The sequence below is a fragment of the Sanguibacteroides sp. AM78-02pH3A genome (assembly GCF_027666085.1).
Taxonomy (GTDB): domain Bacteria; phylum Bacteroidota; class Bacteroidia; order Bacteroidales; family Marinifilaceae; genus Gabonibacter; species Gabonibacter massiliensis.
In genome coordinates, this window is the sequence record NZ_JAQEHX010000006.1 from 112,790 (window position 1) to 126,157 (window position 13,368).

At 42.2% G+C, this 13,368-nt stretch carries 24 protein-coding genes; all 24 read right to left on the reverse strand.

Annotated elements, in window-relative coordinates:
• Positions 1 to 82 precede the first annotated feature (82 nt).
• The 24 genes from rplO to rpsL all read right to left on the reverse strand — a co-directional run bounded on the left by rplO (position 83) and on the right by rpsL (position 12,867).
• Positions 83 to 529 carry a 50S ribosomal protein L15 gene (gene rplO / locus PGR74_RS10340; RefSeq protein WP_041503456.1) on the reverse strand — a complete coding sequence of 149 codons (447 nt, stop codon included), beginning with the start codon at positions 527 to 529 and terminating at the stop codon, positions 83 to 85.
• A gap of 27 nt (positions 530 to 556) precedes the next feature.
• Positions 557 to 739 carry a 50S ribosomal protein L30 gene (gene rpmD / locus PGR74_RS10345; RefSeq protein WP_041503058.1) on the reverse strand — a complete coding sequence of 61 codons (183 nt, stop codon included), beginning with the start codon at positions 737 to 739 and terminating at the stop codon, positions 557 to 559.
• Positions 740 to 750: 11 nt separating this feature from the next.
• Entirely contained in the window at positions 751 to 1,260 is a 510-nt protein-coding gene (gene rpsE / locus PGR74_RS10350; protein WP_041503059.1) for a 30S ribosomal protein S5, read from the reverse strand.
• A gap of 12 nt (positions 1,261 to 1,272) precedes the next feature.
• Positions 1,273 to 1,629, reverse strand: coding sequence for a 50S ribosomal protein L18 (gene rplR / locus PGR74_RS10355; RefSeq protein WP_041503060.1), 357 nt, complete (start codon positions 1,627 to 1,629; stop codon positions 1,273 to 1,275).
• A gap of 22 nt (positions 1,630 to 1,651) precedes the next feature.
• Positions 1,652 to 2,206: a 50S ribosomal protein L6 gene (gene rplF / locus PGR74_RS10360; protein ID WP_041503061.1), complete on the reverse strand. Its 555-nt coding sequence runs from the start codon at positions 2,204 to 2,206 to the stop codon at positions 1,652 to 1,654.
• Between the two features lie 15 nt (positions 2,207 to 2,221).
• On the reverse strand, positions 2,222 to 2,617 hold the full coding sequence (gene rpsH, locus PGR74_RS10365) for a 30S ribosomal protein S8 (protein WP_041503062.1): 396 nt from the start codon (positions 2,615 to 2,617) through the stop codon (positions 2,222 to 2,224).
• 19 nt (positions 2,618 to 2,636) lie between these two features.
• Positions 2,637 to 2,906: a 30S ribosomal protein S14 gene (gene rpsN / locus PGR74_RS10370; RefSeq protein ID WP_018337673.1), complete on the reverse strand. Its 270-nt coding sequence runs from the start codon at positions 2,904 to 2,906 to the stop codon at positions 2,637 to 2,639.
• 12 nt (positions 2,907 to 2,918) lie between these two features.
• Positions 2,919 to 3,467: a 50S ribosomal protein L5 gene (gene rplE / locus PGR74_RS10375; RefSeq protein ID WP_041503063.1), complete on the reverse strand. Its 549-nt coding sequence runs from the start codon at positions 3,465 to 3,467 to the stop codon at positions 2,919 to 2,921.
• A gap of 209 nt (positions 3,468 to 3,676) precedes the next feature.
• Positions 3,677 to 4,033 carry a 50S ribosomal protein L24 gene (gene rplX, locus PGR74_RS10380; RefSeq protein WP_041503064.1) on the reverse strand — a complete coding sequence of 119 codons (357 nt, stop codon included), beginning with the start codon at positions 4,031 to 4,033 and terminating at the stop codon, positions 3,677 to 3,679.
• Positions 4,034 to 4,122: 89 nt separating this feature from the next.
• Entirely contained in the window at positions 4,123 to 4,488 is a 366-nt protein-coding gene (rplN, locus tag PGR74_RS10385; RefSeq protein WP_041503065.1) for a 50S ribosomal protein L14, read from the reverse strand.
• Between the two features lie 2 nt (positions 4,489 to 4,490).
• Entirely contained in the window at positions 4,491 to 4,745 is a 255-nt protein-coding gene (gene rpsQ, locus PGR74_RS10390; RefSeq protein ID WP_041503066.1) for a 30S ribosomal protein S17, read from the reverse strand.
• A 6-nt stretch (positions 4,746 to 4,751) separates the two neighbouring features.
• Positions 4,752 to 4,949: a 50S ribosomal protein L29 gene (gene rpmC / locus PGR74_RS10395; protein ID WP_041503067.1), complete on the reverse strand. Its 198-nt coding sequence runs from the start codon at positions 4,947 to 4,949 to the stop codon at positions 4,752 to 4,754.
• A gap of 44 nt (positions 4,950 to 4,993) precedes the next feature.
• The gene (rplP, locus tag PGR74_RS10400; protein ID WP_041503068.1) at positions 4,994 to 5,413 is read right to left on the reverse strand and encodes a 50S ribosomal protein L16; all 420 of its coding nucleotides are present in this window, start codon (positions 5,411 to 5,413) and stop codon (positions 4,994 to 4,996) included.
• 28 nt (positions 5,414 to 5,441) lie between these two features.
• On the reverse strand, positions 5,442 to 6,170 hold the full coding sequence (gene rpsC, locus PGR74_RS10405; protein ID WP_041503069.1) for a 30S ribosomal protein S3: 729 nt from the start codon (positions 6,168 to 6,170) through the stop codon (positions 5,442 to 5,444).
• A gap of 5 nt (positions 6,171 to 6,175) precedes the next feature.
• Positions 6,176 to 6,595 (reverse strand): 50S ribosomal protein L22, encoded by a 420-nt coding sequence (gene rplV / locus PGR74_RS10410; RefSeq protein ID WP_041503070.1) that lies wholly within the window; start codon positions 6,593 to 6,595, stop codon positions 6,176 to 6,178.
• A 36-nt stretch (positions 6,596 to 6,631) separates the two neighbouring features.
• Positions 6,632 to 6,901 carry a 30S ribosomal protein S19 gene (gene rpsS, locus PGR74_RS10415; protein WP_041503071.1) on the reverse strand — a complete coding sequence of 90 codons (270 nt, stop codon included), beginning with the start codon at positions 6,899 to 6,901 and terminating at the stop codon, positions 6,632 to 6,634.
• Between the two features lie 19 nt (positions 6,902 to 6,920).
• A complete protein-coding gene (gene rplB, locus PGR74_RS10420; protein WP_041503072.1) occupies positions 6,921 to 7,745 on the reverse strand; it encodes a 50S ribosomal protein L2 in 825 nt (274 codons plus the stop codon).
• A 5-nt stretch (positions 7,746 to 7,750) separates the two neighbouring features.
• Positions 7,751 to 8,041 carry a 50S ribosomal protein L23 gene (gene rplW / locus PGR74_RS10425; protein WP_041503073.1) on the reverse strand — a complete coding sequence of 97 codons (291 nt, stop codon included), beginning with the start codon at positions 8,039 to 8,041 and terminating at the stop codon, positions 7,751 to 7,753.
• Positions 8,042 to 8,044: 3 nt separating this feature from the next.
• Positions 8,045 to 8,683, reverse strand: a complete 639-nt coding sequence (rplD, locus tag PGR74_RS10430; protein ID WP_041503074.1) for a 50S ribosomal protein L4 — start codon at positions 8,681 to 8,683, stop codon at positions 8,045 to 8,047.
• A complete protein-coding gene (gene rplC / locus PGR74_RS10435) occupies positions 8,683 to 9,300 on the reverse strand; it encodes a 50S ribosomal protein L3 (RefSeq protein ID WP_041503075.1) in 618 nt (205 codons plus the stop codon). Before rplC ends, rplD begins: the two co-directional genes overlap by 1 nt.
• A gap of 64 nt (positions 9,301 to 9,364) precedes the next feature.
• A complete protein-coding gene (rpsJ, locus tag PGR74_RS10440; protein ID WP_041503076.1) occupies positions 9,365 to 9,670 on the reverse strand; it encodes a 30S ribosomal protein S10 in 306 nt (101 codons plus the stop codon).
• Positions 9,671 to 9,751: 81 nt separating this feature from the next.
• Positions 9,752 to 11,854 carry an elongation factor G gene (fusA, locus tag PGR74_RS10445; RefSeq protein ID WP_041503077.1) on the reverse strand — a complete coding sequence of 701 codons (2,103 nt, stop codon included), beginning with the start codon at positions 11,852 to 11,854 and terminating at the stop codon, positions 9,752 to 9,754.
• Positions 11,855 to 11,874: 20 nt separating this feature from the next.
• Positions 11,875 to 12,354, reverse strand: a complete 480-nt coding sequence (rpsG, locus tag PGR74_RS10450; protein WP_041503078.1) for a 30S ribosomal protein S7 — start codon at positions 12,352 to 12,354, stop codon at positions 11,875 to 11,877.
• 111 nt (positions 12,355 to 12,465) lie between these two features.
• Positions 12,466 to 12,867 carry a 30S ribosomal protein S12 gene (gene rpsL / locus PGR74_RS10455; RefSeq protein WP_041503079.1) on the reverse strand — a complete coding sequence of 134 codons (402 nt, stop codon included), beginning with the start codon at positions 12,865 to 12,867 and terminating at the stop codon, positions 12,466 to 12,468.
• Positions 12,868 to 13,368 lie beyond the last annotated feature (501 nt).

A 13,368-nucleotide genomic window follows, 5' to 3' on the forward strand; every position in this document is an offset into this window, starting at 1 on the left:
TTCAATCTGGGATTTTGTTAAAGTTGCTTCAAAAATAGTAAATCTATTCTAAAAACAACTTTAAACTCCCAAATTTTTAATCTTACAATTCAACTACCGTACCGCCGGCAGCCTCGATAGCAGCTTTTGCTTTCTCCGAGAACTTGTCAGCTTTTACTTCCAATTTGGCAGTCAATACTCCATCACCTAACACCTTAAGAAGTTCGTTCTTAGACATTAAATTAGCTTTGATCAAGTATTCCCTATCGATCACAGTAAGATTATCTCTTTCTGCCAAAGCCTGAAGCATACCAACATTGATAGCTTTATATTCTACTCTGTTTATATTTTTAAAGCCAAACTTAGGCACACGTCTCTGCAAAGGCATCTGTCCTCCCTCAAAACCGATCTTGTTTTTATAACCGGATCTTGATTTAGCACCTTTATGTCCTCTTGTAGAAGTACCTCCTTTTCCCGAACCTTGTCCGCGACCAATTCTCTTTGTATTGTGAGTTGATCCGACTGCCGGTTTTAAGTTACTTAAATCCATTTTATTATCATTAAAATAGTTTGACAATCACTTTACCTCTTCCACGCGGAGAAGATGTTTTACTTTCGCAACCATACCCAAGATCTGAGGAGTAGCCTCGTGTTCCACGCTACTGTTCATCTTCCCCAATCCCAGAGAATCTAACGTTCTAACTTGACGTTTATCGCTGCCGATTTTACTTTTTACCAATGTAATTTTAATCCTTGCCATCGTCATTCAAATTAACCGTTAAACACTTTATCGAGATTGACTCCTCTTTGTTGAGCTACCATTCGGGCGTCTCTTAACTCTTTCAACGCGGCAAAAGTAGCCTTGACCAAGTTATGCGGGTTGGAAGAACCTTTACATTTAGCCAACACATCTTTTACCCCGGCACTCTCCAGCACGGCACGCATAGCACCTCCCGCCACAAGACCGGTACCGGAAGAAGCAGGACGCATAAACACCTCGGCTCCGCCGAATTTAGCCTCTTGAGCGTGAGGAATCGTTCCTTTATACACGGGAACCTTTACCAAATTCTTTTTAGCAGCCTCTATTCCTTTAGAGATAGCCGTCGTTACTTCATTGGCCTTACCTAATCCATAACCAACTACACCATTCTCATTGCCCACTACAACAATAGCAGAGAAACTAAAGGTTCTACCTCCTTTGGTAACCTTGGTTACACGGTTGATAGCAACTAATCTGTCCTTCAATTCCAAGTCAGACGTATTATTTATCTTCTGTTCCATTCTTGCTTACGATTAAAAGTTAAGACCACCGTTACGAGCCGCATCTGCTAATGCCTTTACTCTTCCGTGATATAAATATCCGTTTCTATCAAACACCACGTTCTCGATTCCGGCTGCTTTCGCTTTTTCGGCAATCATGGCACCCAAAAGTTGAGCCTGTTCGATTTTGGTGATTTTCTTCTCTGCAATCTCCTTACAAAGAGAGGAGGCCGATACTAATGTCTTGGCGACATTGTCATCAATCAACTGAACAGAGATCTGCGCGTTGGAACGGAAAACCGTCATCCGGGGTCTCTCTGCTGTTCCGAAGACTACTTTACGTATTCTTCTTTTTATTCTTATTCTTCTTTCTACCTTCGTTAAAGCCATAACATTACTTTTTTACAGGTGATTAAACTTTAGCCGACTTACCAGCCTTACGACGAAGAACTTCACCCACAAATTTAATACCTTTACCCTTGTAAGGCTCCGGTTTACGGAATGAACGAATTTTCGCCGCAACCTGACCGATAAGTTGCTTATCACAACTCTCCAATGTAATAATCGGATTAGACCGCTTTTCAGCAAGTACACTCACCTTAACTTCTTTCGGTAACACCAAGAATATTCCATGTGAATAACCTAATCCAAGTTCAAGTACCTGACCTTCGGCGTTCGCACGGTAACCGACTCCGACCAACTCTTGTTTAATCGTGTACCCTTCTGAAACACCAACAACCATATTATGTACCAAAGCACGGTAAAGACCATGCTGTGCCTTATGACTTTTATCTTCGGTGTGACGTTCCAAAGTCACCTGATTCTCTCCCACGTTTACGGTAATATCGGTTCCTACATTTTGAGAAAGCTCTCCTTTCGGACCTTTAACAATCACCGTGTTGTCCGGGTTTACCGTAACGGTAACCCCTTGTGGTATATCTATTGGTAATTTTCCTATTCGTGACATCTTAAGCCCTTTCTATTAATAAACATAACACAATACTTCCCCGCCTACATTTTTTTGGCGAGCCTCTTTATCCGTCATTATTCCTAATGAAGTAGATAAAATCGCGATTCCCAATCCGTTCAATACCTGAGGCATTTCCTCCACGTTGGTATAACGTCTAAGACCCGGTTTTGAAACACGTGTCAATGCTTTAATGGCGGGCATCTTCGTTTCCGGATGATACTTTAAAGCAATCTTGATGTTGCTTCTTACGCCATCCTGCTCAAACTTGTAGTTCAGGATATATCCTTTCTCTTTCAAAATCTTGGTCATCTCCCGTTTCATTTTAGATCCGGGGATATCTACTACCTTATGACCTGCTCTTACTGCATTTCTAATGCGCGTAAGGAAATCTGCTATTGGATCTGTCATCTCTTCTAAATTTTAAAATTTACCAACTAGCCTTCTTAACTCCAGGTATAAGTCCGGCAGAAGCCATCTCCCGGAACTGAATCCGGCTTATACCAAATTGTCTCATGTACCCTCTCGGTCTTCCCGTCAACTTGCATCTGTTATGCAAACGAACGCGACTGGAGTTCTTAGGTAGAAGGCTCAATCCAACGTAGTCTCCTTCCTCTTTTAATTTGGCTCGCTTTGCGGCGTACTTTTCTACCAATTTTGCACGCTTTACCTCACGGGCCTTCATTGATTCTTTTGCCATTTCGCTTTTCTTTTAATTCTTTTTAAATGGTAATCCAAACTCTCTTAGAAGTGCAAAACCTTCTTCGTCGGTATTAGCCGAAGTTACAAACGTGATATTCATACCCATGATCTTGTGGACATTGTCCAGCACGATTTCCGGAAATATGATTTGCTCTTCTATTCCTAAAGTATAGTTTCCTCTTCCGTCCAACTTATTGTTGATTCCTTTGAAATCGCGAATACGCGGAAGGGCGGAAACAATAAGTCTTTCCAAAAATTCATACATACGTTCTTTACGTAAAGTCACTCTCACGCCGATCGGCATGCCTTTACGCAATTTAAAATTAGAAACATCCTTGGTTGACTTACAAGTAACCGGTTTCTGACCGGTTATCGCCGTTAACTCGTTCACGGAAAACTCAAGAATTTTCTTATCCTGAATGGATGCTCCTACGCCCTGATTGATTACTATCTTCTCCAATCTGGGTGCTTGCATAACTGACTTGTATCCGAACTCTTTCATCAAAGCCGGTACAATTTCTTCGTTATACTTCTTTTTGTAATTTGGTACGTAATTCATCTAAATATTTATGATTTTCGATTCGTCGTTTTATCATTAACACTCCACAAGTCGAAATTCCGCAAAATTTCAAGGTTGCAAAGATATAATTTAAAATCAGAAATCCATAGTTAATTTATAATTTTTGATTTACGATCAAACATTCCGTTTATCGTAAACCAAAAATTAAAATTTCAAATCTGGACATCGCCTCCCGGCAATCCTTACAATTATTTCAATTCGGTTCCGGATTTCTTCGCGTAACGAACAGATCTCATCTTCGTTACCTTCTTTCCGTCCTTTACAATCTCCACCTCTACCCGTTTTCTTCCGACACGCGTCGGCTTTCCGGTAGTAGGATCAACCACGTTCAAGTTTGAAATATGGATCGGAGCTTCTTTTTTCACGATTCCACCTTGTGGATGAGCGGCATTGGGTTTCGTATGCTTGCTGATCATATTGATTCCCTCAACAATGGCTCTCTCTTTCCCCGGATCCACTTCAAGTACCTTGCCCTGCTTTCCTTTATCTTCGCCGGCATTTACCTGAACTAAATCACCTTTTTTTATATGAAATTTTCTATTCATCACCTATAAAATTTTAGATTTCAGATTTTAGATTTCAGATAAAGCAACTAACTACCAATCGTAAATCTAAAATCATAAATCGTAAATAATTAAAGTACTTCCGGGGCCAACGAAACAATTTTCGTATAACCTTCACGAACTTCTCTGGCTACAGGTCCGAAAATACGGGTTCCTCTCATTTCACCCGCGTTATTCAACAACACGCAAGCGTTGTCATCAAAGCGGATATAAGATCCGTCCGGACGTCTGTATTCCTTGCTTACACGAACTACTACTGCCTTACTAACTGAACCTTTTTTTACTTCACCGTTCGGGAGTGCGTTCTTCACGGCAACAACGATTTTATCGCCTACGCGTGCGTATCTTTTCTTGGTTCCTCCAAGTACGCGAATACAAAGCACTTCTTTGGCACCGCTGTTGTCTGCTACGGTCAATCTACTTTCCTGTTGTATCATGATTACTTAGCTCTTTCAATGATTTCAACTAATCTCCATCTCTTGGTTTTACTCAAGGGACGAGTTTCCATAATTCTCACTGTATCGCCGATGTTACATTCATTCTTTTCATCGTGAGCAGTGAATTTCTTGGTCTTGCTGACAAACTTCCCGTAAATCGGGTGTTTCTCTTTGAAGCGAACGGCAACAGTGATAGATTTCTCCATCTTGTTACTTACGACAAGACCGACACGCTCTTTTCTAAGATTTCTTTCCATACTTTATTACTTTACCGTTAATTCTCGCTTACGCAATTCCGTTAACATTCTTGCGATATCTCTTCTGACTGCCCGAATTTGCATCGGATTTTCCAAAGGAGAAACAACATGGTTCATCGTCATTTTAGTCAGATTGGTTCTCTCTGCCAAAATTCTCTCTTTCAGGTCTTCGGTGGTTAACTCTCTAATTTCTGAATTTTTCATCTCACTAACAATTTTTTGTTTTGAAACTTAAAATAGCCTCTCGACTATTCCGTATAATCACGTCTAACCACGAACTTAGTAGCGATGGGTAGCTTCTGGGCTGCTAAACGCAAAGCCTCCTTAGCTATCGCATACGGTACTCCGTCCGCTTCAAAGAGAATACGACCTGGAGTAACAGGAGCAACGAATCCTTCTGGAGATCCCTTACCTTTACCCATACGAACCTCAGCGGGTTTTTTAGTAATAGGTTTATCTGGAAATATACGTATCCATATTTGACCTTGTCTCTGCATGTAACGTGTCACTGCAACACGGGCTGCTTCAATCTGACGTTGTTCGATCCACGTACTTTCCAACGCCTTAATTCCGAAAGATCCGAATGCCAGTTCATGTCCCCTCTGGGCATTCCCCTTCATTCTACCTTTCTGCGATCTTCTGTATTTAGTCCTTTTTGGCTGTAACATAGCTCTAATCTATTTATAAGTTAAAAGACTACTTTTTTCTTTTCTTGAATCCACCCTTTTTGCCGGCTCCAGCGTTCGGACGACCGCCATCTTTCGGGGCACTAATCAACGAGTTCGGAACAAGCTCGCGCTTGCCGTAAACTTCTCCTTTACAGATCCAAACCTTGATACCCAATTGGCCATATGTAGTCAATGCTTCGGCCTGGGCGTAATCAATATCTGCCCGGAAAGTGTGTAATGGAATTCTACCTTCCTTGTAGATCTCAGCTCTTGCCATTTCCGCACCGTTCAAACGACCTGAAATCAGGATCTTGATACCCTCCGCTCCCATTCTCATGGTTGAAGCGATAGCCATCTTGATGGCTCTGCGGTAAGCGACACGACCTTCCAGCTGACGAGCTATGTTATTACCCACGATCACCGCATCCAATTCAGGACGTTTGATCTCGAAGATATTAATTTGAACTTCTTTATCTGTGATCTTCTTCAGCTCCTCTTTCAATTTGTCCACTTCTTGACCGCCTTTACCGATGATGATACCCGGACGCGCGGTGTTAATGGTAATCGTGATCAGCTTCAGAGTTCTCTCGATAACAATCTTGGCGATTCCAGCTTTGGCGAGACGGGCGTTCAAATACTTTCTGATTTTGTAATCTTCCACCAATTTATCACCATAGTTTTTACCGCCGAACCAGTTAGAATCCCATCCTCTGATGATTCCTAATCTATTGCTTATTGGATTAACTTTCTGTCCCATGCTAACTATTCTTTAGTAATGTTTTCAACAGCTGTCTTGCTTCCCAGCACGATCGTCACGTGATTTGAACGTTTACGAATCCGATGTGCTCTTCCTTGAGGAGCCGGTCTTAATCTTTTCAACATACCAGCACCGTCAACGAAAATCTCTTGTACAAACAGGGAAGCATCGTCCACGCGTTTTCCCTCGTTTTTCTGTTCCCAGTTCGCAATTGCTGAAAGCAGGAGCTTCTCCACTTTACGAGCAGCTTCTTTCGGACAAAACTTAAGCATATCCAAAGCTTTCTGTACCTCTACCCCACGCACTAAATCCGCTACCAATCTCATTTTCTGAGGAGATGTAGGACAGTCGCGAAGAATAGCAAAAGCCTTCTCTTTTCTGGCTTCTTTATTCTGATTTGCTCTTAATCTTTTTCTTGCACCCATTTTAATACATCTTCATTAGTTCAACTTAACCACGCTTTATTTTTTCTTCTTGTCAGCATGGCCTCTAAATGTACGTGTCGGCGCAAACTCACCCAGCTTATGACCTACCATATTCTCAGTCACGTATACCGGAATAAATTTATTACCGTTATGTACAGCGATAGTATGCCCTACAAAGTCCGGAGAGATCATGGAATAACGAGCCCAAGTCTTAATAACTGACTTCTTATTGGTCTCATTCATTACCAAAATTTTTCTCTCTAATTTGAAATCTATAAAAGGGCCTTTTTTTAACGAACGACTCATAACATCAATAATTAATCAGTTATTTCTTTCTTCTTTCTACAATATACTTATTAGAAAGCTTCTTCGGCGCTCTGGTCTTGTATCCCTTAGCCAACAAGCCTTTTCTTGAACGAGGATGTCCTCCTGAAGCGCGGCCTTCACCACCACCCATCGGGTGATCAACCGGGTTCATTACAACACCCCTTACACGTGGTCTGCGACCTAACCAACGGGTACGACCGGCTTTACCTGAACGCTCCAACGCGTGGTCGGAATTGGATACCGTACCCACAGTAGCGCGACAGGTTAACAAAATCATACGAACCTCGCCGGAAGGTAACTTAATTGAAGCATATTTTCCTTCCCTTGCAACCAATTGAGCGTAAGAACCGGCACTACGGGCCATCACGGCTCCCTGTTGCGGTCTTAACTCGATGTTATGAATAATTGTACCAAGTGGGATCTCAGATAAGAACAACGAATTTCCTACCTCGGGCGCCACGCCAGCACCGCTCATCACGGTCTGATCTACTTGCAAGCCCGCGGGAGCTATAATATAACGTTTTTCTCCATCGGCATATACTAACAAAGCGATATGAGCGGTACGATTCGGATCATACTCGATCGTAGCTACACGCGCCGGAATATTATCCTTGTCACGCTTAAAATCTATCTCTCTGTATCTTTGTTTATGACCTCCACCTATATATCTCATTGTCATCTTACCGGAGTTATTACGTCCACCGGTCTTTTTCATCGGTCTTAACAATGATTTCTCAGGTCTATCTGTAGTCACCTGATCAAAGGTAATTCCTACCTTATGTCTTTGACCAGGAGTCACAGGATTAAATTTTCTTACAGCCATCTCAATTAAATATTGCTAAAAAAATCAATACTATCACCTTCTGCTAAAGTCACAATTGCTTTCTTAAATGAAGCGGTCCTACCGGAAATAACACCTGCTTTTGTATAGCGAGATTTTACATCTCCCTGATAAATCATGGTGTTTACCTCTTTCACGGTAACCCCGTACATTTTTTCAATTGCCTTTTTTATCTCAAACTTGTTCGCTGCCTTGTCAACAACGAAAGCGACTCTGTTCTGTTTGTCAGTCAAAGCAGTCATCTTTTCTGACAATATGGGCTTCTTTATTATTTCCATCTTTTACTCTTCGTTAAGATTGAACACTTCATTTAGGCCCTGTACAGAACTCTCAACGAACACGAGATTTTTAGCTCTCATGATGTCGTAAGTAGCCAAATCACAAGCTCTCATTACACTTACGTTCTGCAAGTTACGAGCCGACAAAATAATATTCTCGTTACTCTCATTCAAAATCAACAACAAGTTCCGATCGTTTACCTTCAAATTATTCATCAATTGAATCATCTGCTTGGTCTTCGGAGCTTCAAAGTTAAAATCTTCAACGACAGTCACAGCATTCGCCCCTGCTTTTACTGATAAAGCGGATCTACGAGCCAATCTCTTCAGTTTCTTATTCAGCTTAAAGCTGTAATCTCTGGGAACGGGACCAAATACTCTACCACCACCTCTGAACAACGGGTTCTTAATACCACCAGCTCTGGCGCCACCGGTACCTTTTTGCTTTTTCAGCTTACGGGTACTACCTGAAATCTCATTTCTCTGTTTAGATTTATGAGTTCCCTGACGATTATTAGCCAAATACTGCTTTACATCAAGATAGATAGCGTGTTCATTAGGCTGAATTCCAAAGATAGCGTCATTTAACTCTATCTTCCTGCCTGTCTCTTGTCCGGCAATGTTTAATACACTTAACTCCATTACTTCTCGATAATTACGTATGAACCTTTAGCTCCGGGAATAGACCCCTTCACCAATAACAAATTATTCTCAGGTATCACTTTCAACACCTTCAAGTTCTGAACCGTCACTCTATCACCGCCCATTTGACCGCCCATACGCATGCCTTTGAACACGCGTGCGGGAGTAGAACAAGCTCCGATAGAACCCGGCTTTCTCGCCCGGTTGTGCTGACCGTGAGTTGCCTGACCAACTCCACCGAAACCGTGACGTTTCACAACGCCCTGGAAACCTTTTCCTTTACTGGTCCCGATTACATCAACGAAATCTGCTCCTTCGAACAGGTTTACGTCAATTACGTCTCCTAACTTGTACTCGACATCATACCCGGAAAACTCTACAAGTTTTCTTTTAGGAGTAGTGCCTGCCTTCTTAAAATGTCCACTTAGCGGCTTCGTCGTGTTTTTCTCCTTTGCATCGTCAAACCCCAACTGAAGTGCTTCGTAACCGTCTGTCTCCATTGTTTTGATTTGGGTTACAACACATGGACCGGCCTCAATCACAGTGCATGGGATACTTTTCCCCTCGGCACTGAATACGGATGTCATTCCGACTTTTTTTCCAATTAAACCTGGCATCTCTTTTTTTCTTTTTTAAAATTAGGTTCTAATTCTCTAATAACGACATAGGTTTTCGCCGTTATCATACTTTAATCTCTACTTCAACACCACTCGGTAACTCAAGCTTCATTAAGGCATCGATTGTTCCAGCCGTTGAGCTGTAAATATCAATCAATCTCTTAAACGTGCACACCAAAAATTGTTCGCGGCTCTTCTTATTCACGAAAGTAGAGCGGTTAACAGTAAAGATTCCCCGGTGAGTCGGAAGTGGAATAGGACCACTCACAACAGCTCCAGTAGCTTTTACTGTCTTAACAATCTTCTCTGCAGACTTGTCTACCAAGTTGTGATCGTAAGATTTCAATTTGATTCTGATTTTTTGGCTCATGTTATTTAATTATGATTCATGATTTAAGATTTACGATTTCGATTGAAAACAATCTACATCGTAAATCGGTAATCTAAAATTCTATACTAAGTCTACTCTTCCGCTATTCTTTTCAACAACCTCCTTGGCTATTCCCTTCGGAACCTCGGCATAATGAGAGAATTCCATAGAAGAACTGGCACGACCGGATGATAACGTCCTCAATACGGTTACATAACCGAACTGCTCGGACAAAGGTACCTTCGCCTCGATCACGCGGGCTCCGGCTCTGGATTCCATTCCTTCCACCTGACCGCGACGACGATTCAAGTCTCCGATAATGTCACCCATATACTCCTCGGGAGTAACTACTTCCAATTTCATCACGGGTTCCAATAATACCGGTTTAGCCTTTTGCGCGGCCTCTTTATAACCTATTTTGGCAGCCATTTCAAAAGATAATGCATCGGAGTCTACCGGGTGGAAAGATCCGTCGATCAACGTGATCTTTAAGCTTTCCAACGGATAACCCGCCAGCACACCACTCTCCATAGCCTCTTTGAATCCTTTCTCCACGGAGGGGATAAACTCCTTCGGAATATTACCGCCTTTTACCTCGTTCACGAAAGTCAAACCTTCTTTACCTTCTTCAGCCGGCTCCATCCGGAAGATGATATCGGCAAATTTACCGCGACCACCCGTCTGTTTTTTGAATACATGACGATGTTCGAATACACCGGTAATAGCTTCCTTGTAAGCAACCTGAGGAGCACCCTGATTACACTCTACCTTGAACTCGCGTCTCAGACGGTCCAAAATAATATCCAAGTGGAGCTCTCCCATTCCGCTGATAACGGTCTGACCCGAATCTTCATCCGTTTTTACGCGGAAAGTCGGATCCTCTTCAGCCAACTTGGCCAAAGCCATTCCCAACTTATCCGTATCTTTTTGCGTAAGCGGTTCCACGGCGATACCGATCACCGGTTCCGGGAAGGTCATACTCTCCAGTACGATCTGATTCTCCTCGGTACATAAGGTATCCCCCGTACGAATATCCTTAAACCCGACGCAAGCGCAAATATCACCGGCCTCAAGAACATCTCTCGGCTGTTGTTTGTTTGAATGCATCTGGAATAAACGCGAAATACGCTCTTTTTTATCTGTACGCGGATTATATACATACGAACCCGCTTCGATCTTACCGGAATAAATACGCGTATAGCACAAACGTCCCACGAAAGGATCCGTGGCGATCTTAAATGCCAACGCGGAAAGCGGAGCCTCGGGATCGATCTCGAAAATTTTCTCTTCTCCCGTTTTCGGATCCGTACCTGCAGCAGCCGGAATATCCAACGGATGAGGCAAATAAGCAATTACCGCATCCAACAGGTTCTGAACTCCTTTATTTTTAAAAGAAGAACCGCACATTACCGGACAGAAATCCATCGCTATCACGGCTTTACGAACCACAGCCTTTAATTCCTCCACGGTAATCGAATCCGGATCTTCAAAGAAACGTTCCATCAATGCTTCGTCCTGAACAGCAGCAGCCTCTACCAACTTCTCTCTCCACTCTTGAGCTTCAGCCAACATATTGGCAGGAATCTCTTTTACCGTTGCCGTCATCTCTCCATTCTCCCACACGTAAGCCTTCATTTCAATCAAATCGATCACACCCTGGAAGTTTTCTTCAGCACCGATCGGAAGTTGAAGCGGAATCGGATTAGCTTTCAACTTTTCACGGATCTCGCGTACTGCCTTAAAGAAGTCAGCACCTGAACGGTCCATTTTATTCACGAAAGCGATTCTTGGAACTCCGTACTTGTTTGCCTGACGCCAAACGGTTTCCGATTGAGCCTCTACTCCACCCACGGCACAGAATAGAGCCACAGCTCCATCCAATACACGCAAGGAACGCTCTACCTCCACGGTAAAGTCAACGTGTCCCGGAGTGTCGATAATATTGATTTTATATTCTTTATCCTGATATTTCCAAAAACAAGTGGTCGCGGCAGAAGTGATGGTAATACCTCTCTCTTGCTCCTGAACCATCCAGTCCATGGTAGCCGTACCATCGTGAGTCTCCCCTATCTTGTGAGATACCCCCGTGAAATACAGGATTCGTTCTGTCGTTGTTGTCTTACCGGCATCAATATGAGCCATGATACCGATATTTCTCGTAAAATGTAAATCTCTTTTTGCCATTTTCTTACTTTATCCCCTCCTTAAAATCTGAAATGAGCAAAAGCACGATTGGCCTCTGCCATACGATGAATATCCTCCTTCTTCTTGAAGGCCGCACCTTCTTCCTTGTAAGCAGCCATGATTTCGGCAGCCAACTTCTCAGCCATTCCCTTACCGCTTCTCTTACGAGCGAATAAGATCATGTTTTTTACAGAGATTGATCTTTTTCTTATTGGATTAATTTCCATCGGCACCTGGAAAGTAGCACCTCCCACCCGGCGACTTTTCACCTCTACCTGAGGAGTGATGTTCTCCAAAGCCTGCTTCCAAATATCCAAAGCCGGTTTCTCTTCTTTTTTCGCCATCTTCTCCTCTACGATATCGATAGCATCATAAAAAATACTTAAGGCGATGCTTTTCTTACCATCCACCATTAAATCATTAACGAACCGCGTTACTAATACATCATTAAACTTCGGGTCCGGTAACAGGATTCTCTTTTTTGGTTTTGATTTTCTCATTTCTTCCTACGTTTACGAATTCGTTCGTCAGCTGCCCGTTTTGGTCTTCAACGGTCTCCCGACCATTTACTCAACTCTCGGGAACAACCCATAAACAATTCCTGTTAATAACTACTTTTTACCTTTTTCCGGAGTTTTACCTGCTTTCGGTTTTTTAGCTCCGTACTTGGAACGACTTTGCAAACGACCGTTTACACCGGCAGCATCCAAGGTTCCACGAACAAGGTGATAACGTACACCCGGAAGGTCTTTCACACGACCACCGCGGATTAACACGATAGAGTGCTCTTGCAGATTGTGTCCTTCTCCCGGAATATAAGCATTCACTTCTTTTCCGTTAGTTAATCTAACCCTGGCTACCTTTCTCATTGCAGAGTTCGGTTTTTTCGGAGTCGTCGTGTAAACACGTACACATACCCCGCGTTTTTGCGGACAAGAATCTAAAGCCGGAGCTTTACTCTTATCCTCAATTCTTTTTCTTCCTTTTCTTACTAACTGTTGAATAGTTGGCATACAAGTACTTTTAAATTAGTTACTTTTATTCAATTTGGCCCGCAAATGTAGTAACTAAAAACCACATCACCAAACATTCTATCTATTTTTTCGCAAAAAAGTATAAGATTGTGAGAAAGTTAGCACTCCCCCCGGGATTAAACCAAACGACAAAATAAAAAACAGCTTAAGGATTTTTTAAAATGAAGACGGGTTAAAGCCAAAAACGAAGATTGTTAATGTTTACTAAATAAAGCAAGCAGCACCTTTCCAAGAAACATTTTACCACTCAACAATGACAAATAATACGGCGAAAATATAACAATATAGATCTATTTCCATTATCTTCTAAAAAGTGAAAAAATAAATCGACAAAATGAAAAATATTTTTTCCATATTTGATAATTCAAAGTGAAGGCATACGGACAAGCATAGACCCCTTTTTCCTTTGCTTGAATAATACGAAGAGGAGAAAATATCGACTCGATAATAACATACATCATTCATAATGATAAATTTAAA

Bases quoted from the DNA above. Each gene is read 5' to 3' on its own strand.
- rplV (WP_041503070.1), bottom strand. From the start codon at position 6,595: ATGGGTGCAAGAAAAAGATTAAGAGCAAATCAGAATAAAGAAGCCAGA.
- rpsH (WP_041503062.1), bottom strand. From the start codon at position 2,617: ATGACAGATCCAATAGCAGATTTCCTTACGCGCATTAGAAATGCAGTA.
- rplO (WP_041503456.1), bottom strand. From the start codon at position 529: ATGGATTTAAGTAACTTAAAACCGGCAGTCGGATCAACTCACAATACA.
- rplX (WP_041503064.1), bottom strand. From the start codon at position 4,033: ATGAATAGAAAATTTCATATAAAAAAAGGTGATTTAGTTCAGGTAAAT.
- rpsL (WP_041503079.1), bottom strand. From the start codon at position 12,867: ATGCCAACTATTCAACAGTTAGTAAGAAAAGGAAGAAAAAGAATTGAG.
- rplD (WP_041503074.1), bottom strand. From the start codon at position 8,683: ATGGAGTTAAGTGTATTAAACATTGCCGGACAAGAGACAGGCAGGAAG.
- rplR (WP_041503060.1), bottom strand. From the start codon at position 1,629: ATGGCTTTAACGAAGGTAGAAAGAAGAATAAGAATAAAAAGAAGAATA.
- rpsS (WP_041503071.1), bottom strand. From the start codon at position 6,901: ATGAGTCGTTCGTTAAAAAAAGGCCCTTTTATAGATTTCAAATTAGAG.
- rpsG (WP_041503078.1), bottom strand. From the start codon at position 12,354: ATGAGAAAATCAAAACCAAAAAAGAGAATCCTGTTACCGGACCCGAAG.
- rplC (WP_041503075.1), bottom strand. From the start codon at position 9,300: ATGCCAGGTTTAATTGGAAAAAAAGTCGGAATGACATCCGTATTCAGT.
- rplE (WP_041503063.1), bottom strand. From the start codon at position 3,467: ATGAATTACGTACCAAATTACAAAAAGAAGTATAACGAAGAAATTGTA.
- rplN (WP_041503065.1), bottom strand. From the start codon at position 4,488: ATGATACAACAGGAAAGTAGATTGACCGTAGCAGACAACAGCGGTGCC.
- rpsC (WP_041503069.1), bottom strand. From the start codon at position 6,170: ATGGGACAGAAAGTTAATCCAATAAGCAATAGATTAGGAATCATCAGA.
- rplB (WP_041503072.1), bottom strand. From the start codon at position 7,745: ATGGCTGTAAGAAAATTTAATCCTGTGACTCCTGGTCAAAGACATAAG.
- rpsN (WP_018337673.1), bottom strand. From the start codon at position 2,906: ATGGCAAAAGAATCAATGAAGGCCCGTGAGGTAAAGCGTGCAAAATTG.
- fusA (WP_041503077.1), bottom strand. From the start codon at position 11,854: ATGGCAAAAAGAGATTTACATTTTACGAGAAATATCGGTATCATGGCT.
- rpsQ (WP_041503066.1), bottom strand. From the start codon at position 4,745: ATGGAAAGAAATCTTAGAAAAGAGCGTGTCGGTCTTGTCGTAAGTAAC.
- rplF (WP_041503061.1), bottom strand. From the start codon at position 2,206: ATGTCACGAATAGGAAAATTACCAATAGATATACCACAAGGGGTTACC.
- rplP (WP_041503068.1), bottom strand. From the start codon at position 5,413: ATGTTACAGCCAAAAAGGACTAAATACAGAAGATCGCAGAAAGGTAGA.
- rpsE (WP_041503059.1), bottom strand. From the start codon at position 1,260: ATGGAACAGAAGATAAATAATACGTCTGACTTGGAATTGAAGGACAGA.
- rpmC (WP_041503067.1), bottom strand. From the start codon at position 4,949: ATGAAAAATTCAGAAATTAGAGAGTTAACCACCGAAGACCTGAAAGAG.
- rplW (WP_041503073.1), bottom strand. From the start codon at position 8,041: ATGGAAATAATAAAGAAGCCCATATTGTCAGAAAAGATGACTGCTTTG.
- rpmD (WP_041503058.1), bottom strand. From the start codon at position 739: ATGGCAAGGATTAAAATTACATTGGTAAAAAGTAAAATCGGCAGCGAT.
- rpsJ (WP_041503076.1), bottom strand. From the start codon at position 9,670: ATGAGCCAAAAAATCAGAATCAAATTGAAATCTTACGATCACAACTTG.